Here is a 21958-nt window from a genome sequence, read left to right as displayed (position 1 = left end):
GGCCGAGGTGACCGGCCGTGAGGACGGGACAGGAAGGGCGGCGATCGGCGCCGAAGGGGCGTGGGCGGCGGAGCTCCTGGAGCATCTGCGGCCTGCGGGCCGCGATGTGCGCAGGGTCGTCGCCTGGCTCTCCGGCACGGTGGACGCCGCCGTCGCCCTCCAGGACGACGCCGGGAACCTGATGGCCGGCGACCGGCTGCCGCTCGACGGCGGCCTCGTCGCGGACGTCGCCGCCGGCCGGATCGCCTCCGCCGCCTGGCAGAGCCGGGAGCGTCATCTGCGCCTGGTCAGGGTGGAGCACGCCGCACGGTCCTGTGTCCTGGCCGTCTCCCGCGCCACGCCGTTCGACCGGCGGGCCTCCGACGCCGTCACGCACACCGCCCAGGTGATCGGCCTGCTGCTGACCGCGCACGAGTCGGCCGCGGCCGGGCACCGGCTCCGGCGGGCCACCTCCGACCTGCGTCTGGCCATCCTTCAGCTGCTCATGGTCGAGGACACCGTCGCCGCCCGCCGCGTCGCCGCCGGGCTGTGGCCGGGGCTGCTCGACGCCGACACGGCGTGCGTCTACGTCGTGGAGTCCGCGCCCTCCGCCCGCGACCGCGTCGCCCGGGAATGCCTGGACCGCACCGGGGAGAACGCCCTCGTCGTCCGGTGCCCCGCCATGTCGGGCCACGTCATCGTCGTCAGCCCCCGGGACAGCGCCGCCGGTGCGCTGCGGTCCCTGGTCGCCGGGCACCGCGACCTGTTCCTCGGCGGCAGCGTCCGCCAGAGCCTCGCCCGGACCGCGACGGCCTACGGGCAGGCCGTCAGCGCCCTCGCGGTGGCGCACTTCCGGCCGGACAAGACGGCCGTCTACGCCGAGCGGACCCACCCCGAGCGCCTGATGGACCCCGAGCTGCTGCGCGGCTGGACGGCCCGGGCGCTGCGCCCGCTGGACGCGCTGCCGCACCACACCCGTGCCGAGCTCCTCGCCACCAACCGGCTGGGCCTGGAGTTCACCGCCGTCAACGCCGCCAAGGTTCTCGGCGTGAGCCGCAACACCGTCCGTGCCCGCATGGAACGGGTGGAGAACCTGCTCGGCGCGGACTTCACCGGCCTCGCGGCCCGGGCCGTCGTCCACCTGGCGGTCAACACGCGGATCGGCCTGCCCGACAGCCACCCGGCCGACGGCTCCCGGGGCCGCGGAGCGCTGCTCGCCGACCTGCTGTCCGGGCCCGCCCTGCGCTCCTGGGCGCGGGACCTGCTCGGACGGCTGGACGCCGACGCGCGCAACCCGCGCCGCACCCTGCGCGCCTGGATCGCGGCGGGCGGCAACGCCGAGCGGGCCGCCCAGGCGCTCGGCATGCACGCGCAGACCGTGCGCGAACACGTCCGCAGCGCCGAACCGGTTCTGGAGCGCCGGCTGCTCACCTCGGGCACGGACCTGTACGAGGTCGTCCTCGCCCACCTGGCCGTGGGCGACCTCGATCTGCCGGTGTTCGGCGAGCCCGACTGAGCGGCGTGCCCGGGCGGTCCGGCAGCGGGCCGGGCCGCGACGCCCGGCGAACCCGGGCAAACCGGGCGCGGCTGTGCACAGGTGAGTCCGCTGCCGTGCGCGATGGGCACCGGGACGATTCACAAGGCCGCCGTCCGGCACGTAGGTTCGGGGCACCGCGGGGGCACGACCGGAACGGGGGACCGGTCGCGCTCCCGCGCGGCTCCCGCCGCGGCGCGGTGCCCGCTCCCGCGGCGCGATCCTCAGTCCCGCAGCCGCACCGGGATCTCCTGCCAGCCGAAGGCGATGAACGACGGCACCTGCCGCAGCTCCTCGTCACCCGCCGCGAGCCGCAGGCCGGGGAAGCGGTCGAACAGGGCGGGCAGCGCGGTCAGCGCCTCCATCCGGGCCAGCGGGGCTCCGATGCAGCGGTGCACCCCGATCCCGAACGACAGGTGGTCGTCGGCGGCGCGCGTGGCGTCGAAGACGTGGGCGTCCGGCCCGTAGTGCTCGGGGTCGAGTCCGGCCGCGGCGTAGGTGGTGATGATGGCGTCGCCGGCGGGGATCGTGACGCCCCCGACCGACAGGTCGCTCACGGCGAACCGCAGCGGCAGCGAGGCGATCGACGGGTGCGCCCGCAGCGTCTCCTCGACGACGGCGTCCCAGCCGATCCGCCCGGCCCGCACGGCGTCGAGCTGCCGCGGATCGCGCAGCAGGGCCACGGCGGCGTTGCCGATGAGGTTGACCGTGGTCTCGTAGCCGGCGCCGATCACCAGCAGGAGCGTGTACAGCAGTTCCTCGTCGCTCAGCCGGTCGCCGTCCTCGTCGCGGACCCGGATCAGTTCGGTGGTCATGTCGTCGCCCGGGTGCGCCGCCTTGTGGGCGATCAGGGCGGGCAGCACCGTGCCGATCTGCCGCTGGACGTGGGCCGCGTGCTCCGGACCAGGGTCGCTGGTGTCCATGATGGCCGCGATCAGCCGCCCGGTGTCCGCGCGCAACTCGTCCGGGACACCGAACAGTTCGCAGATCATCCGCATGGGCAGCGGATGCGCGAACCCCTCCTTCAGGTCGACGGTCCCGCCGCCGGCCGCGTCCAGCGCGTCCAGCAACTCCGCCGTGATGGCCTCCACGCGGGGCCGCATCGCCTCGGTGCGGCGGTGGGTGAAGCTGGGCGCGACCAGCTTGCGCAGCCGCGTGTGGTCCGGACCGTAGGTGGAGAGCATGTTCACCACCCCGACCCAGCCCAGGATCCAGCCCCAGGAGGGGTGTTCACCGAGCTCGGGCCACAACCGCCAGTGCTGCCGCGGGTCCTTGCTGACCCGCGGGTCGAGGATGAGCTCCTTCAGCGTGTCGTGGCGCGTGGGCGCCCAGGCGGGGATGCCGCCGGGCAGCTCCACGGGGACGACCGCGCCGAGGTCGCGCAACCGGGCGCTCTCGGCGGCGATGTCGGCGCCGGACGGATCGAGGGCGATGCGGTCGGTGACGGTCACGGGCGTCCTCCTGGCTGGTCGGGGCTGCGGGGGGTGAAACGGACGGGCAGTTCCGTCAGCGAGCGGTGGAAGGGGCCGGGCCGCCAGGTCAGGCGCTCGCGCGGCAGCACGGGTTCGAGGTCGGGCAGCCACTGCGTGAGCCGCTCGATCGCCTCGGTGGCGATGAGCAGGGTGTGCTGCTTGACCGGGCAGGCGTGCGGGCCCGCCGACCAGGACAGGTGCGAGGCGTCGGACGGGTGGCGCCGCGTGCCGCCGGGCCGGCGCTCGGCTTCCTCCGCCAGCGCCCCGTAGGAGATCACCACCGGTACCGCCGCCCTGATCCGCGCGCCGTGGAACGTGACGGGCGTACGGGCGTAGTGGATCCCGTAGTTGGCGAGCGGGGTCTCGTGGTGCAGCACCTGGAGCACCGCGTCGGTCACCGGGCGGGCGCCGCTGGTCAGGGTCGAGTAGTAGGCCGGGTTGCCGAGGATCCGCGACAGGGCGTTCGACACCAGGTTCGCCGTCGGCTCGTGGCCCGCGCCGAGGGTGAGGAACACCTGCCAGGTGACCTCCTCGGGCGTCAGGCCCGCCGGGTGGTCCAGCAGCCGGCTCGGCAGGTCCTCGCCGCGCTGCCGGGTCCGGGCGGCGATCAGCTCCAGCACGTAGCCCCCGAACTCGGCCTCGCCCTCGGCCGCCTGGGCGCCCCCCTCCATCATCTTGCCCAGGGCGGCGTCGAGCCGGTCGCTCGCGCTGTCCGGCAGCCCGAACAGGCTGTTGAACACCAGCGCCATCAGCGGCCGGGTGAACTCGCCCACCAGATCGGCCCGTCCGCGCGGCCCGAACCGGCTCACCAGCACGTGCACCGCCCGGTGCACGCGCTCGCGCAGGTCGTGCGGCTCGACCAGGTCGAAGGCGTCGAGCAGCGCGGTGCGGTACCGGACGTGGGCCGCGCCGTCGGCGAACAGGGTGTTGGGCCGCCAGCGCATCATCCCCAGGATCGGGGAGTCGTCCGGGACGGTCGCCTCCCACGGCCGCGGGTCGTGCGAGAACGTGTCCGTGTCGTGCAGCAGCTCCAGCGCCGCCCGCCGCTCCGTGACGACGTAGGCCGGCACGCCGGGCGCGAGTTCCGCCCGGCCGACCGGGCCCTGGGCACGCAGGGCGGCGTAGTACGAGGAGGGGTCGCGGGCGAAGCCGTCCTCCCACAGGCGGACGGGTGCCGCGAGGGTGAAGGCCTGCTCGGCGGGGGAGGGGTGGGTCACCGGGGCTCCGGGGGGTGGTGGTCGATCAGGTGCTGCACCAGGGTGAGCAGGGCGTCGATCGAGGAGTTCGCCTCCCGCGCGTCGCAGGTCACCATGGGGGTCGTGGGTTCCAGGTCCAGGGCCGCGCGCAGCTGTGCGGGCGTGTGGTGCCGGGGCGCGTCCGGGAAGGTGTTGAGGGCGACCGCGTACGGCAGCCCCGACTCCTCCACCAGCCCGAGCACGTCGAACGAGGCGTCGATCCGGCGGGAGTCGACCAGCACGAGCGCACCCAGCGCGCCGTGGGCGATGTCGTCCCACAGGGTCCGGAACCGCTCCTGGCCCGGTGTGCCGAACAGGTACAGCACGATGCCGCCCGGCAGGCTGATCCGGCCGAAGTCGATGGCGACCGTGGTGGTCGACTTGTCCCGCACCCCGGCGAGATCGTCCACCTGGACGGACGCCTCGGTGAGCTGTTCCTCGGTGTGCAGCGGCCGGATCTCCGACACCGAGCCGATCAAGGTCGTCTTGCCCACCCCGAAGGGGCCGGTGACCAGGATCTTCACCAGGTCGCGGGCGGTGTCGGGCAGGTGGATGTCCACGCCGCCGCTGCGGGCGTCAAGGGTGTTTGAGGTCGCGGAGGCCATCGGCCACTCTCTTCAGCAGGTCGGGGTCGAAGCGGCGGGCGGGCGGGATCGGCGGGCGGGCCAGCACCAGGTCGCGGTCGAGCAGCCCGGCGGCCAGCACCAGCACCGCGGAGACCGGCAGCCGCAGCAGCGCCGCGGCCTCCAGCACCGTGAGGGACCCGCCCTGAAGCTCCTCGAGCAGGGCCACCTGCGCGGCGGGCAGACCGGCGGGCGCCGGCAGGCCGCGGCCGGTGAGGACCGACAGCCGCTCCAGATGGTCACGGCTGGGCCGGGCCACCCCGCCGGTGGACAGGTACGCGGGAACCAGGGGACGGCCGCCTCGGCGGCCGGTCATGCCGGTGTGCCGCCGTCGGAGCCTCGGGGCCCGGCGGCCATGGCCTTCCGGCCCAGCCGCGCCACCTGGGAGTGCACCCGGTGGGCGAGCAGGTCGAGGCGCACGTCCGGGTCGCCGTAGGCCGCCACACAGGTGCCGTGGTCCGTGGGCACGATCAGCACGTATCCGTGGTCGGACTCGACGACGACCTGGCGGACGTCGGCCCGGTCGGCGTCCGCGAAGGCCGCCGCCGCGGTGCGGCAGGCACCCTGCACGGTGCTGGTGATGGCGGCCACCCGCTCGGCCGACGGCTGCGACAGGGCATCGGTCCAGCCCGTCACCAGTCCGTCCCGGGTGAGCAGGACGGCCGCCACGACGTGCGGCACCTCCAGGACCGGTTCGAGCACCCATGCCGTGTCCCCCGTGGCGCGGCTGGTCATCGCGCGGTTCCCCCTTCGTGGTCATTGCCGTCGGTGTCGGTGTCGGTGTCGGTGCGGCAGGTGTCGCTGCCGGTGCCGCCGGACGCCGGCCCGGCCGTGGTCGCGGGCGGCGCGTCCTCGGGTACGGGCCCGGTGGCGCCGGCGTTCGATCCGCCGGCGGAACGTGCCGCCGCCGTGCCGGACTGGAGGGCGGCGAGGGCCGCCGCGGACTCCTCGGGGCCGCGCCGCCGGGGCGGGTCCGGGGCGGACGCGGCGGGCGCGTCCGCCGCCCGGGTGCGGCGGCGCCGCTGGGGCAGGCCGCCGCTGTCCCGGGGGCCGTGGTGGCCCGGGGCCGGGGCGGCGGTGCCGTCGTCCGGCGCGGTGCCGTAGGCGTGGTCGGCGGCCGCGGGGGCGACGGCGGTCCCCGCCGGGCCGTGGTGGCGGTCGGCGGCCCCGCGGCCGTCGGCCGCGGGCTCGTGACCGGTGGCCGGAGCGTCGTGGCCCGTGGCCGAAGCGTCGTGTTCGGCGGCCGGAGCGTCGTGGCCGGCGGCCGCGGGCCTGTCGTCGCCGGGCGCGGGAGCCGGCCCGGCGCCGGCCTCCTCACCGGCGGGCGAACCGGAACCGCCCCGCGCGGCCCCGGGTGCCGCCCTGCGGGTCGGTCGCGGGGCGCTGGCCGCCGGGGGCTGCTCCTCGGGATCGATCCGGGTCAGCAGGTGACTGCCCACCCGCAGCACCGCGCGCACCCCGCCGTACGGCGAGGGCGAGCTCAGGTCGACGCTCAGGTCGAACTGCCGGGTGAGCTGCCCGACGGCCGCGAGTCCCATCCGGGGCGGATCGCCCAGGTCCGTGAGCAGGATCGGCTCGCCACCGGCGACCATCCTCTGGGCGCGGGCCCGTTCGTCCAGGGTCATGCCCAGACCGGAGTCGTCCACCGTCACGCAGACGCCGTGGTGGACGGCCTCCAGGTTGACCACCACGTCGGTGTCGGGCGCGGAGTGCCGCAGCGCGTTGTCGAGGAGTTCGGCCACGATGATGGCGACCGGCTCCACGGCGTGGGACACCAGGGCGGTGCCGGCCTCCAGGTGGTTGTGCACCCGGACGCGTTCGTACCCCACGAGCCGCGCCTGACCCCCCGTCACCGCGTCGACCAGATGGGACTCCTGCCGGGCCAGACCCACCCACGCCCCGCAGACCACCGCGGCGACCTGCGCGCGCCGCAGGGACTGCTCGTTCTCGTGGTCCAGGGCGAACAGAGTCTGCGCCAGCTCGGGATCGTCGTAGCGCTGTTGCAGGGAGCGCAGGGCGTCCTGGAGGCGGTACAGCGCCGCCTGGATCTCCCGGGTGGCCCCGCGCATCCCCGCCTGTGCGGCGGCGTCGACCCTGGTGCGCTGGGCGGCCAGCTCGGCGTGCAGCGCCTCCAGCACCCGTTGCAGGGCTGCTTCGACGGGTGAACCCGCCACCTGTGCGTTCAGCGGGCCGGGGACCGCGACGTGCGGATGTGCCGTGCGCCGGGCCGCGGCGGGCACGCGCCGCTCCGCGAGGTGCTCCACCTCCGCCGTGAACATCCGTGAGGTGCCGTCCAGTCGGGCGCGCAGGGAGGCCGTCGTCGCCCGCAGTGCGGCCACGTGCCGCCGGGAGCGCAGCAGACCGCCGCCCAGAGCGAACGCGGACAGCGTCCCGAGGGCGAGACCGCCCACGGCGAGGTCCGGTATGTCGATCATGAAGGTGAGTCCAGGGGAGGTCGGTCAGGGCGGGGTCGGTGGTGCTCGGGCGAACCGTCCGCAGCACAGTACACACCGTCATCGACTGATCTCGCACGGTGGAGTCCCACTTCGTTCCGAAAGTGATCGACGACTGGGTGCTTCTGCGGTCAACGTCGGAAATGCCGTGCTGCAGAGGGGAGTTGGTGTTCCGTGCCGGTCTGCTCGTGGTCGCGGCCCGCCCGGGGGCGATGACCGGAACATGCCCCCGAGACGGGGCTGCGGGCCGTGTGCACTCCCGGTGGCCGGGTACCCGGCCAGCCCACAAGAGGTCCGCTCCACGGAGAAGGAGGTCCGTATGACCAGCGAGTCGGAGACCGGCGGCGCGACCGGTACGCAGGACAAGGACTACAACCTGATCTGGTACGTCGAGGCGTGCCTGAGCAACGCCCTGCGGCTGGAGAGCTACATCCAGGACGCGGAGCGCGCCAAGGACACCGAGGTCGCGGATCTGTTCCGCAAGGCGCAGGCGGACAGCCGCAAGGGTGCCGAGCTGGGCAAGCAGCTGCTGCGCAGCCGCCTGGCCGAGGGCTGAGCCGCGACGCGCGCGAGAAGGCCCGGACCTTTCGGGGGTCCGGGCCTTCCCCTGTGCGGGGGCGTGCTCACTCCACCGAGACCCGGCCGTCCTCCACGACGTAGTGCGCGGGCTCGGAGCAGCCGAGGGACGGGGTCAGCAGCAGGCTGACGGTCAGCGGCGCCGGCTCGGTCCCCGCGGTCGAGAACGCGCACACGGCGCCCTTGCCCGTCAGCGGGTACCAGAACCAGCCGTCCGTCTCGCCGACGGTGACGCGGTCCGACTCCTTCCAGGTGCCCCCTGCCTGCGTGTAGACCTGCAGCCGCACCGAGGCGGCGTACGCGTCCTGCGTCGAGCGCAGCGCGGTCAGTGTGATCTTGTAGTCGGACCCGATGACGGACGAGGCGATCTGCTGTGCCTGCTGTGCCTGCTGTGTCTGGTGCTTCTGCGGGGCGGCGGTGCCGGCGGTGGAGGCACCGGCCCCGGCGGCACCGAGAGCGGCCGCCATCAGGACGGTGAGGCCGACGGCCGTGCCGCGGCGCAGACGAGTACGGTCCGAGCTCATGTGTTCCCCCGTGGAACGCGTCGGGACGGATGTGGTCGTTCGGTGAGGAAGACACCGCCCACCGGCCGAAGGTTGTACGGATCTGGTCGGTTCACCCGAAAAGAGGACGTGAGTGACCCGCGGGGGGCGGGTACCCGGCCCGTCCCGCCATGATCGGCGGCGGCCGCCCCCGGGCACGACCCGGCCGCCCCGGTCTCCAGCCGAAGGAGCCCACGCACATGACGGACGTATCCGGGACCGGCCCCGCACCGGGCGACGACCGCAAGGTACTGACCAACCGGCAGGGCCATCCGGTCTACGACAACCAGAACCAGCGCACCGTCGGCGCCCGCGGCCCGGCCACGCTGGAGAACTACCAGTTCCTCGAGAAGATCAGCCACTTCGACCGCGAACGCATCCCCGAGCGGGTCGTCCATGCGCGCGGCGTCACCGCCTACGGCTACTTCGAGGCGTACGGGAAGTGGGGCGACGAGCCGATCTCCCGCTACACGCGCGCCAAGCTCTTCCAGGAGCAGGGCAAGCGCACGGACCTCGCCGTCCGCTTCTCCACCGTCATCGGCGGGCGGGACTCCTCCGAGGCGGCGCGCGACCCGCGCGGCTTCGCGGTGAAGTTCTACACCGAGGACGGCAACTGGGACCTGGTCGGCAACAACCTCGGCGTCTTCTTCATCCGCGACGCCATCAAGTTCCCGGACGTCATCCACGCCCTCAAGCCGGACCCGGTGACCTTCGAGCAGCAGCCCCGGCGCATCTTCGACTTCATGTCGCAGACGCCCGAGTCCATGCACATGCTGGTCAACCTGTTCAGCCCGCGCGGCATCCCGGCCGACTACCGGCACATGCAGGGCTTCGGCGTCAACACCTACAAGTGGGTCAACGCCGAGGGCCAGACCAAGCTCGTCAAGTACCACTGGATGCCCAAGCAGGGCGTGCGCAGCATGACCGAGGAGGACGCGGCCAACGTCCAGGCCGACTCCCTCGGCCACGCCACCAAGGACCTGTACGAGGCGGTCGAGCGCGGTGACTACCCCGAGTGGGAGCTGCTCGTCCAGATGATGGACGACCACGACCACCCCGAGCTCGACTTCGACCCGCTGGACGACACCAAGACCTGGCCCGAGCAGGATTTCCCGCCGAAGCCGGTCGGTCGGATGGTGCTCGACCGCATGCCGAAGGACTTCTTCGCCGAGAACGAGCAGATCTCCTTCGGCACCGGCGTCCTCGTCGACGGGCTGGACTTCTCCGACGACAAGATGCTCGTCGGCCGGACCTTCTCCTACAGCGACACCCAGCGCTACCGGGTCGGGCCGAACTACCTCCAGCTGCCCGTCAACCAGGCCAAGAACGCCGAGGTGCGCACCAACCAGCGCGACGGGCAGATGGCGTACCACCAGGACGGCGGCGGCGAGAACCCGCACGTCAACTACGAACCCTCGATCACCGGCGGCCTGCGCGAGGCGCAGTACCCGACCCACGACGAGCAGGGCCCCGAGATCGTCGGCCGGCTGACCCGCAAGCGCATCCCGCGCACCAACGACTACCTGCAGGCCGGTCAGCGCTACCTGCTCCTGGAGGACTGGGAGCGCGACGACCTGGTGAAGAACTTCGTCGACCTGCTGTCGCAGTGCGACCGGGCGGTGCAGGAGCGCATGGTCTGGCACTTCCTGCTGGTCGAGAACGACCTCGGTCTGCGGGTCGGCGAGGGACTGGGCATCGGCCCCGAGGACGTGGCGGGCCTGGAGCCGCTGGCGAGCCAGGACCTGACCGACGAGGACCGCGAGCGCCTGTCCAACCTCGGCAAGAACAAGCCGCGGGACGTCGAGGGGCTCACGATGACCCACTGCGTCCCGGACGAGCGGCATGTCGTGACGCGGTGACGCGTCAGCCCGACAGGGCCGCACGGGCCGCGGACAGGGTCTGCTCCGCGTAGCCCCGGCCGAACAGCACGGCGTGCACCAGCAGCGGGAACAGCTGGTGCACGCCGACGCGTGCGGCCCAGCCGTCGGCGAGCGGCGCCACCTGCTGGTAACCGGCCACCACCGCGTCCAGGTACGGGCAGCCGAACAGGCGCAGCATCGCCAGATCGGTCTCGCGGTGCCCGCCGTGCGCGGCCGGGTCGATCAGCCGGACGTGCCCGTCGGCCCCCCACAGCACGTTGCCGTTCCACAGGTCGCCGTGCAGCCGCGCGGGCGGCTCGGCGGGGCCCGCCAGCGCGGGAAGCCGCTCGCACACCCGCTCCACGACGGCCGCCTCCCCGGGCCGGACGGTGCCTTCGTCGACGGCCCGGCGCAGGTACGGGAGCACACGCTGCCCGGCGTACCAGCGGGGCCAGTCGTCATCCGGCTCGTTGCGCATCGGGGCGAGCCCGATGAACGCCTCCGCGGGGCCGCCCGGCGGCGGGGCACCGAACGCCGGCGCCCCGGCGGCGTGCAGGTGGGCCAGCCCGCGCCCGAAGCGCTCGGCCGCCTTTCGGCTCGGCGGGCCCTCGGCGACCCGGTCGACGACCAGCCGGTCGCCCTCGTGGCCGTGCACCACCGGCACGCGCACGCCGCCCGCGTCGGCGAGCCAGCGCAGCCCCGCCGCCTCGGCCCGTGCCGCGCCGGGTCCCGGCGCCCGCTTCACGACCACCACCCGCCCGTCGTCGAGGGTGGCCTCGGTGAGCTCTCCCGACATCGGCCGCCACGCGCGCACGGCCCGGCCGGTGAGCCGGGCCACGACATCCGTCCGGGCGGTCATCCGCGCTCCTCCCGCTCCTCGCGACGCGGTGCAAGATCGCCACCCAGCGTACGGCCCTCGCCACCACGGCGACCCCTCCAGCATCACCACGCGCCTCCGGCACCATTGCATCCCCGTACCACCGCGGTTCCGGTATCACCGCGCCCCGGCACCGAGACGGCCCCGGCGCCGCCCGGCCTGCGGCCCGCCCCGGCCTCCGGCATCGCTGCGCCCCGGCACCGTCGCCACCCCGTTTGCGGGCCCGCCCCGGCCTCCGGCGTCGCCCCGGTCTGCGGGCCTGCCCCGCCTCCGGTCCGCGCCGCGGGCTCCGGCGTCGCCCCCGGTTTTGCGGGCTCGTCCCCGCCCTCGGCGTCGGCCCGGTCTGCGGCCCTGCCCGCTTCGGGGCCCCGCTGCGTCTCCGGCGCCACTGTGTCTCGGTACCGCCGAGCCTCTCTGTGCCGCCCCGGCCGCGGCCCCCAGCGCCGCCCCGGCCCTCGGAGTCGCCCCCTGCTCCGCTTCAAGGCCCCCGCCGCGCCTCCGGCACCGCCGCGTCCCGGTACCGCCGAGACTCTTCGTACCGTCCCGACCTCCGGCCGCGGGCGCCGCCCCGGCCGCCGCTCTCGCCCCGGCCTGCGGCCCTGCCCCGCTTCGGGACCCGTCGCGCCTCCGGCACCACCGTGTCCGGGTACCGCCGAGACTTCCTGTACCGCCCCGGCCCCCGGCGCCGCCCCGGCCTCCGCTGTCGTCCCGGCTTGCGGGCCCGCCCCGGTCTGCGGGCCCTGCCCCGCCGCGGATCCGGCAGCCCGGCCCTGCACACCCCGCCGGTCATGGCCACCGGGACGGGCCCGGCCCACCGGCTCGTCGCAGTACTCGACTTGGCGGTGTCGCGCGGCGCGGGGACATTCGCCACGCGTCGTCACGCGGGACGGTGAAAAGCCGCCGCGCGCCGACAGAGCCGGGCGCCGCCGGGGGAGCAGTGGCTCATGACGAGTTCACCGTTCCAGCGCACCATCGCCCTGCCCGCCCCGGTGTGCGAACAGGCCGCCCAGTACCTGGAGCAGGCCGCGCAGCGGACCATCGACGGGGCCGGGGTCCCGCTGAAGGCGTTCCGCGCGGCGGCCGACAGCGACTTCATCCTGCCGCTCTCGGTGGTCGAGCAGGCTGCGGCCTGTCTGCTGGTGCTGGCCACCGAGACGGCCCAGAGCGTCCCGTCCTCCGCGCTGCGCGCCACCATCAGCGTCGCCCTGCGGCTGCGCGACGCCGTGGACCTGGCGCACCAGCCCGCCCTGAGCAGCCGCTACTGGTGAGACGGCGCGGCGCCCCGCCCGAGCAGGGCGGCCGGTCGACGGCGGTGTCTCACGGGGCCGCCGCCGACGTGCCGTCGTCCGCCACGGCCACCTGGGTGGTGACCCGGACCAGGCAGGGTCCCCGGGGCGTCGAGCCCGGGCCGAACCGTACGGGAGGCTCCACAGGGGCGAGCGGGCCGAGGTCCGCTCCGTCGTAGTCGGCGCTCGCCGAGGTGATGCGGTGCAGGTCCCGGGCGCCGTACCACTGATGCCGTCCGGGCCGGACGCTGCCGTGGGTGCCCGCCCCGAGCAGCAGGCGGGCGGGCCGGTCCCACAGGGCGATCCATCCCCGCCGGGTGGCGAGAGCGGGCGGCACCGCACGCAGCGCGAGGCCCGGCAGCCCCCGGCGGCCGGTGCCGAACCGCAGGGTGAGCGGCGGGGCGGTCACGGACCAGTGCCGCCGGCCGGTGACGCGGACGTCCACCGGCACCACGCGCACCTCGTCGAAGACGTACAGGCCGGCGATGAAGTCCGCCGTCTCCCGCGTGGGCGCCAGCAGCAGCCGCCGTCCGTCGGCCCCCTCGAACATCACGTCGCTGAACGGCCCGAACGGCGAGTCCGCCCAATGGCCGAGCACCGCACGCGCCCCCGACGCCGTGCCGACCCCCGCGATCCAGCCGTCGAAACGCAGCAGGCGCGTCGACGGCCGGGCGCGGCCCGCGGTTTCGTTGCTCGACACGGCGGCCGGGTGCCCGGGCCCCGCCCCGGCGAAACGGACCGTGCGGCCGGACGGCGGCGCCCCCGGCACCGGCTGGGCACGGCTCCCGTGCTGTGGCCGAGGCCACACCGCGGAGGAGGCCCGCGTCACGTCCCGGCGCCGGAGGCGGCGGCTACCGTCTACGACCAGTTCCCGCCCCCTTCGTTCGGACGGCCGCCGTGCACGCAGATCTCTCCCCCGTCATAGCGGCGACCGCGCAGTGGCTGCACCGCGCCTTCCCCGCCTCCGGCGGCGCGCTGGCCTCCGCCCTGTGCGAGGCGCAGGCCCGCCAGGCCGTCACGGTCGCGGCGTGGCTGAGGTACCCCACCGAGATGGACGTCGCCCTCCTCGGCATCGCCGGCCCCGGCGGCTCGGCCCGGCTGGACCGGGTGACCGGTGCGCACGCGGTCCTCGACGACGACGAGGACGCGCACGCCTGGCGGACCTGGGTGGACGAGGTCGTCGCCAGCTGGGCGGCCTGCCTGCTCGCCGACCCGGAGCTGGCGGGCCGGGCGGTCGCCGCCCTCGCCGGCGGCATGCACACCGACGGCTCACCGGCCGCGTTCCGGCGGCTCGTCGCCCCCGACGACGGCGACCTCGGCGCCGCCGCGCTGCTGCGCCACCCCGACCTGGTCGGGCCCGTGGCCGCACTGCACCAGGCGCAGCTGGCCGACCGTCTCGCCCCGGGCCGCACCCTGATCGGCTGAGCCGCCCGCCCGCCCGCCCGCCCGCCCGCCCGCCCGCCAGCCCGCCAGCCCGCCCGATCCGGCCCGCACCGCCCCGCGCGTTCGGGCCGGTGCTCCCCACTGGACCACCCCGCGCGTCCGGCCACCCCGCGTGACCTGCACCGACGCCCGGACGGACCCCCCTCCTCACTCCGCGTGATTCACCGGTTCGCCGTAAGCGACCGTGCCGGACGCCGACCGCCGACGGACGCTGGTCACAGGCTCGACGGCCCCGGACCCCATGGCCCCGGGCGCGAGGTCGCGCCGGGCAGTGCCGCCGCTGACGGAGGGAACCGACCCATGACCACCGCCTTCTCACGGAACTGGAGACACGCCGTCGTGACCGGCGGTGCCGGGTTCGTCGGCTCCCACCTGTGCGCCGCCCTGCTGGACGCGGGCGCCGAGGTCACCTGCGTGGACGACTTCAGCACCGGCCGTCCCGAGAACATCACGGCGCTGCTCGACCGGCCCGGCTTCACGCTGGTGCAGGCGAACGTCGCCGAGGGCCTGCGCGTCAAGCGCCCGCCGGACCTCGTCCTGCACTTCGCCTCCCCGGCGTCCCCCGCGGACTACCTGCGGCTGCCGCTGCACACCATGGAGACGGGCAGTCTCGGCACCCGCAACGCCCTGGAGCTCGCCCACTCCTGCGAGGCCCGCTTCGTCCTCGCCTCGACCTCCGAGGTGTACGGCGACCCGCAGCAGAACCCGCAGGACGAGCGCTACTGGGGCAACGTCAACCCCGTCGGCCCGCGCAGTGTCTACGACGAGGCCAAACGCTTCGGCGAGGCGCTGACCACCGCCCACGCCGAGACCCACGGCACCGACACCTGCATCGTGCGGCTGTTCAACACCTACGGCCCCCGCATGCGCGGCCACGACGGCCGCGCCGTGCCGACGTTCGTCCGGCAGGCCCTGGCCGGCGAGCCCCTCACCGTGACCGGCGACGGCCGGCAGACCCGGTCGCTGTGCTTCGTCGACGACACCGTGCGCGGCATCCTCGCCGCGGCCGCCCATGGCATGCGCGGCCCGGTCAACATCGGCAACCCCGGCGAGATCACCATGCTCGACCTCGCACGCCTGGTCGTCGAACTCGCCGCATCCCCCTCGGAGATCCGCTACATCGAACGCCCGGTGGACGACCCGGCCGTGCGCTGCCCGGACATCACCCTGGCCCGCGACAAGCTGGGCTGGGAGCCGCAGGTGCGCGCCGAGGAAGGACTGCGGCGCACCATCGCCTGGTTCCGCGAGCACGAAGCGGACGCCTGAGCCCGCCCGGGGTGGCCCCCCCCGCCGCCCCGCCGCGTCCGGATCCGTCCCGACCGCCGAAAGGCCCGCCCGTCATGCGCATCCTCGGCATCAACGCCCTCTTCCACGACCCCGCCGCCGCCCTGGTGATCGACGGGCGGACCGTCGCCGCCGCGGAGGAGGAGCGGTTCTCCCGGCGCAAGCACGGCAAGCGGCCCCTGCCGTTCTCCGCGTGGGAACTGCCCGAGCAGGCCGCCGCCTGGTGCCTGAAGCGGGCCGGGCTGCGTCCGCAGGACCTCGACGCCGTCGCCTACTCCTTCGACCCCGAACTGGCCCGGCCGGCCGCCGACATGGGCCTGGACGACCCCTGGGACCACCTGCGGCTGACCTACGCCCGCGAGGCACCGGCCTTCCTGAGCACCGCGCTGCCCGGCCTCGACGCCGGCCGGGTCCGCTTCGTGCCGCACCACATGGCCCACGCCGCCTCGGGCGCCTTCGCCGCCCCCGACGCCGGCGACTCCTCCGTGCTGGTCCTCGACGGCCGCGGCGAGCGCGCCTCCCACCTGGCCGCGCGCCGCGTGGGCGACCGGCTCGAAGCCCTGTACGCGCAGGACCTGCCGCACTCGCTCGGCCTGGTCTACGAGGAACTCACCGAGCACCTCGGATTCCTGCGCTCCTCCGACGAGTTCAAGGTGATGGCCCTGGCCTCGCACGGCAGCCCCCGCATGCTCGCCGAACTGCGCCGCCACGTGTACCCGACCGGCGACGGCGGTTTCCACGCCGCGGGCGTGCCCTGGCACGAGCTGTGCGCCCCCCGCGGGGCCGACGAGCCGTGGACCCAGGACCACGCCGACGTCGCCGCCAGCGCCCAGGCCGTCCTGGAGGAGACCCTGCTCGACCTGGTGCGCTGGCTGCACGGCCGGACCCACGACCGGGTGCTCACCCTGGCCGGCGGCGTCGCCCTGAACTGCGTCGCCAACTCCCGGATCGCCCGCGAGGGGCCGTTCTCCCGCGTGTGGGTGCAACCCGCCGCCGGTGACGCGGGCACCGCCCTGGGCGGCGCCCTGCTGCTGTCCGCGCGCGAGGGGGACATGCCGGAGGCCATGGCCGGCGCCGACCTCGGCCGCGACTGGTCCGACGCGGAACTCGGCGCCTGGCTGAAGACCGCGGCCGTCCCCTTCGAGCGCCCCGCGGACATCGCCGCCACCGTCGCCCGGGCCCTCGCCGACAACGGGATCGTCGCCTGGTTCCAGGGCCGCTCCGAGTACGGCCCGCGGGCCCTCGGCCACCGCTCCCTGCTGGCCCACCCGGGGCACGCCGGGAACCTGGAGCGGCTCAACGACGTCAAGGGACGCGAGCAGTTCCGGCCCGTCGCGCCGATGGTGCTGGCCGACCGGGCCGCCGGCATCTTCGACGGCCCGCTGCCCAGCCCGTACATGCTGTTCGTGCACGACGTGGACCCCGCCTGGCGGGACCGCATCCCCGCCGTCGTGCACGTCGACGGAACGGCCCGCATCCAGACCGTCGACCGCCACCGCGAACCGCTGGTCGCCCGCATGCTCGAGGAGTTCGAGCGGCTCACCGGACTGCCCGTCGTCGTCAACACCAGCCTGAACACGGCCGGCCGGCCCATGGTCGACGACCCGCGCGACGCCCTGGAGTGCTTCGGCTCCTCGCCCGTCGACCTGCTGGCCATCGGCCCGTACGCGATCCGGCGCGGCGACCTGTTCCGCACCGACTCCCGCAGCGACGACGCCGGAGGCCCGCGATGACCGACTTCGGCGCACCGGCCCGGGACGCCGCCTACGCCGTCGTGATCCCCACCCTCGGGCGGCCCAGCCTGGGCAAGTGCCTGCACGCACTCGCCGAGGCGACGGGACCGGGCCCGGTACGGGTCGTCCTCGTCGACGACCGGCCCGACGCGTCCCGGGTGCCCCTCACCGCCGACGTCCCGCCCGCCCTGCGCGCGCGCACGATCGTCGTGCCCGGCGGGGCGCGCGGACCCGCGGCCGCACGCAACCTCGGCTGGCGCGCGGCGGGCGACGTGCCCTGGATCGTGTTCCTCGACGACGACGTCGTCCCCGGCCCCACCTGGGGCGACGACCTCACCCTGGACCTCGCGGCCGCCACCGGGCGGACCGCCGCGATCACCGCCCGCATCGAGGTGCCCCTGCCGCCCGACCGCCGCCCCACCGACTGGGAACGCAACACCGCCGGACTCGCCGGGGCCCGCTGGATCACCGCCGACATGGCGTACCGCCGGGCCGCGCTGGTGGCCGTCGGCGGTTTCGACGAACGCTTCCGGCGCGCCTTCCGCGAGGACGCCGACCTGGCCCTGCGCGTCCTGGACGCGGGCTGGACCCTCACCACCGGCCGGCGCGCCACCACCCACCCGGTACGGCCGGCCGGGCGCTGGATCTCCGTCCGCCTCCAGGCCGGCAACGCCGACGACGTGCTGATGACCCGGCTGCACGGCCGCCACTGGTGGCGCCGGGCCGGAGCACCCCGCGGACGGCTGCCGCTGCACCTGGCGGTGACGGGGGCCGCCGTGACCGCACTCGGCTGCACCCTGCTGGGCCGGCACCGCGCGGCCGCGGTGTGGGCCGGAGCATGGCTCGCGGGCACCACCGAGTTCGCGCTCGCCCGGATCCTGCCCGGCCCGGCCACCCGCGACGAGGTGCTCACCATGGCCGCGACCAGTGCCCTCGTGCCGCCCGCCGCGACCTGGCACTGGCTGCGCGGCCGGATCGAGCATCGCAACGCCGGTCCGCTCGTCCCGCCCGGCGCCGGGGAGCCCGCACCCCCCTCCCGCCCCCCGGCCAGGGAACGGCAGCGGTCGTGACCCCCGCCGACGGCCCCTGGCTGCTCACCGCGCCGCACGAACCCCCCGTGCGGCGGCCCCCGCGCGGCCCGGGCCACCCGCTCCCGGCGGCCGTCCTCTTCGACCGCGACGGCACACTCGTCGCCGACGTCCCCTACAACGGCGACCCGGCCCGCGTCACGCCCATGCCCGGAGCGCGCGAGGCGGTGGACGCCCTGCGCGCCGCCGGGGTGCCCGTCGGCGTCGTCACCAATCAGTCGGGCGTGGCCCGGGGGCTGCTGACCCGCCGCCAGGTGGAGGACGTCCGCCTGCGCGTGGACCAGTTGCTCGGGCCGTTCGCCGTCTGGGCCGTGTGCCCGCACGGACCGGGGGAGGGCTGCGGCTGCCGCAAGCCGGCCCCGGGCCTCGTCGTCGCCGCGTGCCGCCACCTCGGCGTCCCCCCGCGGCGCACGGTCGTCGTCGGCGACATCGGTGCCGACATACGGGCCGCGCGGGCCGCGGGCGCCCACGGGGTCCTGGTCCCCACGCCCGTCACCCGGGCCGGGGAGATCGAGGACGCCGACCACACCGCCCCGGACCTGCCGACGGCGGTGCGCCTCGTGCTCGACCCGGACGGCCCCCTCCACCGAGCGGCCGACCACCGCGCGGGCCGGCCGGCCGAGGAGGCGCGATGACCCCCCTGCCGTCGCGCGACCGTCGCCCCCGCACCCTCGTCGTGCGCCTGGACAGCGCCGGGGACGTGCTGCTGGCCGGTCCCGCCGTGCGCGCCGTCGCCGCCGGGTCGTCCCACACCGCGCTGCTGTGCGGACCCCAGGGCGCGGCGGCCGCGCGGATGCTGCCCGGTGTGGACGACGTGCTGGTGCACGACGCCCCCTGGGTCGGGCTGGAACCGGCGCCGGTCAGCCGGGCGGCGACCCGCGAACTGATGCGCGCGCTCACCGCCGGCCGCTTCGACCGGGCCCTCGTCCTCGTGTCCTACCACCAGAGCCCCCTGCCCGCCGCCCTGCTGCTGAAGCTGGCCGGCATCGGCTGGACCGGCGCGGACTGCGAGGACTACCCCGGGGCCCTGCTCGACCTCAGGCACCGCAGGCGGCCCCACCGCCACGAGGTGCTCGCCGCCCTCGACCTGGCGCACGCCGCCGGTTTCGCGCTGCCCGACGGCGACGACGGCGCCCTCGCGGTGACACCGCCACCGCGCACCACCCACCTCACCGGACCCGAGCCGTACGTCGTCGTCCACCCGGGCGCCGCCGTCCCCGCCCGAGCCTGGACGCCCGGACGGGCCGCCCAGGCCGTGGCCGCGCTGTCCGCCGCCGGGCACCGGGTCGTCGTCACCGGCGGACGCGCCGAGAGCGGGCTGACCGCACGGGTCGCGGGCCGGCACGCCCTCGACCTCGGCGGCGCCACCGATCTGCCGGAGCTCGCCGGGGTGCTGGCCGGCGCACGGGCGGTCGTGGCCGGCAACACCGGCCCGGCCCACCTCGCCGCGGCCGTCGGCACGCCCGTGGTCAGCCTCTTCGCGCCGGTCGTGCCAGCCGAACGGTGGGCCCCCTACGGCGTGCCGCACATCCTGCTGGGCGACCGGCGGGCCCCGTGTGCGGACACCCGGGCACGGCACTGCCCCGTGCCCGGACACCCCTGCCTGGACGCCATCGGCGACGCCGAGGTGCTCGCGGCCGTCGCGGCCCTCACCGACCACCCCGCCGGCCAGGGAGAACAGACGGAGCGAGGAGCGACCGTATGAACATCCTGCTGTGGCACGTGCACGGTTCCTGGACCACCGCGTTCGTCCAGGGCCCGCACACCTACCTCGTCCCCGTCACCCCGGGCCGCGACCCGGACGGTCTCGGGCGGGCCCGCACCTTCGCCTGGCCCGCGTCGGTGCGCGAGGTCACCCCCGAGCAGCTCCGCGACACACCGGTCGACCTCGTGCTGCTGCAACGCCCGCACGAGAGCGAGCTGGCCGAACGCTGGCTCGGTGGCCGCCGCCCCGGCCGGGACGTGCCCGCCGTGTACCTGGAGCACAACGCGCCCGACGGCGACGTGCCCGACACCCGCCACCCGTGCGCCGACCGCACCGACCTGACGCTCGTGCACGTCACCCACTTCAACCGGCTGTTCTGGGACTGCGGCCGCACCCGCACCGAGGTGATCGAGCACGGCATCGTCGACCCCGGCCACCGCTACACCGGCCGGCTCGCCCGCGCCGCCGTCGTCGTCAACGAACCCGTGCGGCGCGGCCGCCACACCGGCACCGACCTGCTGCCCGGACTGGCCGAGGCGGTGCCGGTCGACGTGTTCGGCATGGGCACCGCGGACCTGGCCGCCCACCTCGGCCTGCCGCCCGACCGGTGCAGCGCCGCCGACCTGCCCCAGAGCGAGCTGCACGCGGCCATGGCCGAACGCCGCATGTACCTGCACCCGGTGCGCTGGACCTCCCTGGGGCTGTCGCTGCTGGAGGCCATGCACCTGGGCATGCCCGTCCTCGCGCTCGCCACCACCGAGGCGGTGGAGGCCGTCCCGCCCGGCGCCGGAGCCCTGTCCACCCGGCCCGAGGCCCTGGCCCGGGCCGCCCGCCACTACCTGCACGAGCCCGAGGCCGCGGCGGCGGACGGGGCGCGCGCCCGCCAGGCGGCCCTCGAACGCTACGGGCTCAAGCGCTTCCTGGCCGACTGGGAGCGACTGATCACGGAGGTGTGCTCATGACCCCGTCCCTCAGCGCCTTCCCCGCCGGGCCCCTCGGCGGTGACGGACTCGACCCGGGCGCCCTCGCGATCGCCCTGGTCTCCGAGCACGCCAGCCCCCTCGCCACGCTCGGCGGGGTCGACGCCGGAGGCCAGAACGTCCACGTGGCCAGCCTCGCGGCCGCCCTCGCCGATCGCGGCCACCTCGTCACCGTCTACACCCGCCGCGACGCGCCCGACCTGCCCGCCCGGGTGCGGCTGTGCGAGGGCGTGGAGGTGCACCACGTGCCCGCCGGGCCCGCCGAGGCCCTGCCCAAGGACGAACTCCTGCCGCACATGGACGCCTTCGGCCGCTACCTCGCCCGCAGCTGGCGCACCCGCGCCCCCGACGTGGTGCACTCGCACTACTGGATGTCCGGCCTCGCCGCGATGCACGCCGCCCGCGAGCACGGGCTGCCGCTGCTGCACACCTACCACGCGCTCGGCACGGTGAAGCGACGGCACCAGCGGCTGGCCGACACCAGTCCGCCCGAGCGCATCCCGGGCGAGATCGAGATCGGGCTCGGCTGCGACCGGGTCGTCGCCACCTGCCGCGACGAGGTGCACGAGCTGGCCCGCATGGGCGTTCCGCCGCAGAAGGTCACCGTCGTGCCGTGCGGCGTCGACACCGAACGGTTCACCCCCGAGGGGCCCGCCGCACCCCGCGGACCCCACCCGTACCGGCTGCTGCAACTGGGCCGGCTGGTGCCCCGCAAGGGCGCCGCGGTCACCGTCACCGCCCTCGCCCGGCTCCCCGAGACCGAACTGGTCGTCATCGGCGGACCGCCGGCGGACCGGCTCGACGACGACCCGGAGGTGCGGCGACTGCGCGGCATCGCCCGGGACGCGGGGGTCGCCGACCGGGTCCGCTTCGCCGGAGCCGTCGCCGGCCAGGACGTTCCGGCGCTGCTGCGCTCGGCCGACGTGGTGGTGTGCCCCGCCGACTACGAGCCGTTCGGCATCGTCCCGCTGGAGGCCATGGCCTGCGGCGTGCCCGTGGTGGCCAGCGCGGTCGGCGGGCAGCTCGACACCGTCGCCGACCCCGCCACCGGCCGGCTGGTGCCGCCCGGCGACCCCGAGGCCCTGGCCCGCGCCGTCGCCGGACTGCTCGCCGACCCCGCGGCCCGAGCCGCCTGCGGCGCGGCCGGCCGCCGCCGGGTCCTGAGCCGGTTCGGCTGGGGCCGGGTCGCCGCGGCGACCGAGGCCGCCTACTGCGCGGTCCTCGACACCGAGTCCGCCGCCACCGGCGCCGGCTGACCCCCGCCCGTCCCGCCTACCGCCCGAAGGAGG

General features: G+C 75.7%; 21 protein-coding genes. 12 read left to right on the top strand and 9 right to left on the bottom strand.

Features of this window, described 5'->3' with window-relative positions; all coding sequences use genetic code 11:
• Positions 1-7: 7 nt before the first annotated feature.
• Entirely contained in the window at positions 8-1495 is a 1488-nt protein-coding gene (locus ACH4C6_RS10705) for a helix-turn-helix domain-containing protein (RefSeq protein WP_398108204.1), read from the top strand.
• A gap of 242 nt (positions 1496-1737) precedes the next feature.
• Here the strand turns inward: ACH4C6_RS10705 and ACH4C6_RS10700 are convergent, their stop codons facing one another.
• The 6 genes from ACH4C6_RS10700 to ACH4C6_RS10675 are packed head-to-tail and all read right to left on the bottom strand — an operon-like array spanning position 1738 to position 7278.
• Positions 1738-2964, bottom strand: a complete 1227-nt coding sequence (locus tag ACH4C6_RS10700) for a cytochrome P450 (RefSeq protein WP_398108203.1) — start codon at positions 2962-2964, stop codon at positions 1738-1740.
• Positions 2961-4202, bottom strand: a complete 1242-nt coding sequence (locus ACH4C6_RS10695) for a cytochrome P450 (RefSeq protein ID WP_398108202.1) — start codon at positions 4200-4202, stop codon at positions 2961-2963. The genes ACH4C6_RS10700 and ACH4C6_RS10695 overlap by 4 nt, the downstream gene beginning before the upstream one ends.
• Positions 4199-4825, bottom strand: coding sequence for a GTP-binding protein (locus ACH4C6_RS10690; RefSeq protein ID WP_398108201.1), 627 nt, complete (start codon positions 4823-4825; stop codon positions 4199-4201). Before ACH4C6_RS10690 ends, ACH4C6_RS10695 begins: the two co-directional genes overlap by 4 nt.
• Positions 4797-5159: a DUF742 domain-containing protein gene (locus tag ACH4C6_RS10685; RefSeq protein ID WP_398108200.1), complete on the bottom strand. Its 363-nt coding sequence runs from the start codon at positions 5157-5159 to the stop codon at positions 4797-4799. The genes ACH4C6_RS10690 and ACH4C6_RS10685 overlap by 29 nt, the downstream gene beginning before the upstream one ends.
• On the bottom strand, positions 5156-5578 hold the full coding sequence (locus ACH4C6_RS10680; protein WP_398108199.1) for a roadblock/LC7 domain-containing protein: 423 nt from the start codon (positions 5576-5578) through the stop codon (positions 5156-5158). The genes ACH4C6_RS10685 and ACH4C6_RS10680 overlap by 4 nt, the downstream gene beginning before the upstream one ends.
• Positions 5575-7278, bottom strand: a complete 1704-nt coding sequence (locus ACH4C6_RS10675) for a sensor histidine kinase (protein WP_398108197.1) — start codon at positions 7276-7278, stop codon at positions 5575-5577. The genes ACH4C6_RS10680 and ACH4C6_RS10675 overlap by 4 nt, the downstream gene beginning before the upstream one ends.
• Before the next feature lie 337 nt (positions 7279-7615).
• Here ACH4C6_RS10675 and ACH4C6_RS10670 point away from each other — a divergent pair, with 337 nt between their 5' ends.
• Positions 7616-7852 carry a hypothetical protein gene (locus ACH4C6_RS10670; RefSeq protein WP_333930269.1) on the top strand — a complete coding sequence of 79 codons (237 nt, stop codon included), beginning with the start codon at positions 7616-7618 and terminating at the stop codon, positions 7850-7852.
• A 67-nt stretch (positions 7853-7919) separates the two neighbouring features.
• On the opposite strand, the gene ACH4C6_RS10665 is transcribed toward ACH4C6_RS10670, so the two are convergent.
• A complete protein-coding gene (locus ACH4C6_RS10665) occupies positions 7920-8396 on the bottom strand; it encodes a hypothetical protein (RefSeq protein ID WP_398108196.1) in 477 nt (158 codons plus the stop codon).
• A 218-nt stretch (positions 8397-8614) separates the two neighbouring features.
• On the opposite strand from ACH4C6_RS10665, the gene ACH4C6_RS10660 reads away from it, so the two are divergent.
• A complete protein-coding gene (locus tag ACH4C6_RS10660) occupies positions 8615-10273 on the top strand; it encodes a catalase (RefSeq protein ID WP_398108195.1) in 1659 nt (552 codons plus the stop codon).
• 4 nt (positions 10274-10277) lie between these two features.
• Here ACH4C6_RS10660 and ACH4C6_RS10655 read toward each other — a convergent pair whose 3' ends face one another.
• Positions 10278-11132 (bottom strand): fructosamine kinase family protein, encoded by an 855-nt coding sequence (locus ACH4C6_RS10655; RefSeq protein ID WP_398108194.1) that lies wholly within the window; start codon positions 11130-11132, stop codon positions 10278-10280.
• A gap of 962 nt (positions 11133-12094) precedes the next feature.
• Here ACH4C6_RS10655 and ACH4C6_RS10650 point away from each other — a divergent pair.
• Complete coding sequence (locus ACH4C6_RS10650; RefSeq protein ID WP_398108193.1) at positions 12095-12418, top strand: hypothetical protein; 324 nt, start codon at positions 12095-12097, stop codon at positions 12416-12418.
• A 49-nt stretch (positions 12419-12467) separates the two neighbouring features.
• Here ACH4C6_RS10650 and ACH4C6_RS10645 read toward each other — a convergent pair whose 3' ends face one another.
• Positions 12468-13136 carry a hypothetical protein gene (locus ACH4C6_RS10645; protein ID WP_398108192.1) on the bottom strand — a complete coding sequence of 223 codons (669 nt, stop codon included), beginning with the start codon at positions 13134-13136 and terminating at the stop codon, positions 12468-12470.
• 197 nt (positions 13137-13333) lie between these two features.
• Here ACH4C6_RS10645 and ACH4C6_RS10640 point away from each other — a divergent pair, with 197 nt between their 5' ends.
• The 8 genes from ACH4C6_RS10640 to ACH4C6_RS10605 all read left to right on the top strand — a co-directional run bounded on the left by ACH4C6_RS10640 (position 13334) and on the right by ACH4C6_RS10605 (position 21925).
• Positions 13334-13861: a hypothetical protein gene (locus ACH4C6_RS10640; RefSeq protein WP_398108191.1), complete on the top strand. Its 528-nt coding sequence runs from the start codon at positions 13334-13336 to the stop codon at positions 13859-13861.
• Between the two features lie 318 nt (positions 13862-14179).
• Entirely contained in the window at positions 14180-15145 is a 966-nt protein-coding gene (locus ACH4C6_RS10635) for an NAD-dependent epimerase/dehydratase family protein (RefSeq protein ID WP_398108190.1), read from the top strand.
• Between the two features lie 74 nt (positions 15146-15219).
• Complete coding sequence (locus ACH4C6_RS10630; RefSeq protein WP_398108189.1) at positions 15220-16896, top strand: carbamoyltransferase; 1677 nt, start codon at positions 15220-15222, stop codon at positions 16894-16896.
• Positions 16893-17966, top strand: a complete 1074-nt coding sequence (locus tag ACH4C6_RS10625) for a glycosyltransferase family 2 protein (protein ID WP_398108187.1) — start codon at positions 16893-16895, stop codon at positions 17964-17966. The genes ACH4C6_RS10630 and ACH4C6_RS10625 overlap by 4 nt, the downstream gene beginning before the upstream one ends.
• Positions 17963-18619, top strand: a complete 657-nt coding sequence (locus ACH4C6_RS10620; RefSeq protein ID WP_398108186.1) for a D-glycero-alpha-D-manno-heptose-1,7-bisphosphate 7-phosphatase — start codon at positions 17963-17965, stop codon at positions 18617-18619. Before ACH4C6_RS10625 ends, ACH4C6_RS10620 begins: the two co-directional genes overlap by 4 nt.
• Positions 18616-19689 carry a glycosyltransferase family 9 protein gene (locus ACH4C6_RS10615; protein ID WP_398108185.1) on the top strand — a complete coding sequence of 358 codons (1074 nt, stop codon included), beginning with the start codon at positions 18616-18618 and terminating at the stop codon, positions 19687-19689. The genes ACH4C6_RS10620 and ACH4C6_RS10615 overlap by 4 nt, the downstream gene beginning before the upstream one ends.
• Positions 19686-20651: a glycosyltransferase gene (locus ACH4C6_RS10610; protein ID WP_398108184.1), complete on the top strand. Its 966-nt coding sequence runs from the start codon at positions 19686-19688 to the stop codon at positions 20649-20651. The genes ACH4C6_RS10615 and ACH4C6_RS10610 overlap by 4 nt, the downstream gene beginning before the upstream one ends.
• Positions 20648-21925, top strand: coding sequence for a glycosyltransferase (locus ACH4C6_RS10605; RefSeq protein ID WP_398108183.1), 1278 nt, complete (start codon positions 20648-20650; stop codon positions 21923-21925). The genes ACH4C6_RS10610 and ACH4C6_RS10605 overlap by 4 nt, the downstream gene beginning before the upstream one ends.
• Positions 21926-21958: the final 33 nt, after the last annotated feature.

Origin of the sequence: Streptomyces sp. NPDC017943, from assembly GCF_044328425.1 — a bacterium.
GTDB classification, from domain to species: domain Bacteria; phylum Actinomycetota; class Actinomycetes; order Streptomycetales; family Streptomycetaceae; genus Streptomyces; species Streptomyces djakartensis_A.
Note: the sequence above shows the minus strand (reverse complement) of the source record. Positions and strands in the feature narration are given on the sequence as shown.

Bases quoted from the DNA above. Each gene is read 5' to 3' on its own strand.
- ACH4C6_RS10630 (WP_398108189.1), top strand. From the start codon at position 15,220: ATGCGCATCCTCGGCATCAACGCCCTCTTCCACGACCCCGCCGCCGCC.
- ACH4C6_RS10670 (WP_333930269.1), top strand. From the start codon at position 7,616: ATGACCAGCGAGTCGGAGACCGGCGGCGCGACCGGTACGCAGGACAAG.
- ACH4C6_RS10690 (WP_398108201.1), bottom strand. From the start codon at position 4,825: ATGGCCTCCGCGACCTCAAACACCCTTGACGCCCGCAGCGGCGGCGTG.
- ACH4C6_RS10605 (WP_398108183.1), top strand. From the start codon at position 20,648: ATGACCCCGTCCCTCAGCGCCTTCCCCGCCGGGCCCCTCGGCGGTGAC.
- ACH4C6_RS10660 (WP_398108195.1), top strand. From the start codon at position 8,615: ATGACGGACGTATCCGGGACCGGCCCCGCACCGGGCGACGACCGCAAG.
- ACH4C6_RS10635 (WP_398108190.1), top strand. From the start codon at position 14,180: ATGACCACCGCCTTCTCACGGAACTGGAGACACGCCGTCGTGACCGGC.
- ACH4C6_RS10610 (WP_398108184.1), top strand. From the start codon at position 19,686: ATGAACATCCTGCTGTGGCACGTGCACGGTTCCTGGACCACCGCGTTC.
- ACH4C6_RS10655 (WP_398108194.1), bottom strand. From the start codon at position 11,132: ATGACCGCCCGGACGGATGTCGTGGCCCGGCTCACCGGCCGGGCCGTG.
- ACH4C6_RS10665 (WP_398108196.1), bottom strand. From the start codon at position 8,396: ATGAGCTCGGACCGTACTCGTCTGCGCCGCGGCACGGCCGTCGGCCTC.
- ACH4C6_RS10680 (WP_398108199.1), bottom strand. From the start codon at position 5,578: ATGACCAGCCGCGCCACGGGGGACACGGCATGGGTGCTCGAACCGGTC.
- ACH4C6_RS10625 (WP_398108187.1), top strand. From the start codon at position 16,893: ATGACCGACTTCGGCGCACCGGCCCGGGACGCCGCCTACGCCGTCGTG.
- ACH4C6_RS10685 (WP_398108200.1), bottom strand. From the start codon at position 5,159: ATGACCGGCCGCCGAGGCGGCCGTCCCCTGGTTCCCGCGTACCTGTCC.
- ACH4C6_RS10615 (WP_398108185.1), top strand. From the start codon at position 18,616: ATGACCCCCCTGCCGTCGCGCGACCGTCGCCCCCGCACCCTCGTCGTG.
- ACH4C6_RS10650 (WP_398108193.1), top strand. From the start codon at position 12,095: ATGACGAGTTCACCGTTCCAGCGCACCATCGCCCTGCCCGCCCCGGTG.
- ACH4C6_RS10675 (WP_398108197.1), bottom strand. From the start codon at position 7,278: ATGATCGACATACCGGACCTCGCCGTGGGCGGTCTCGCCCTCGGGACG.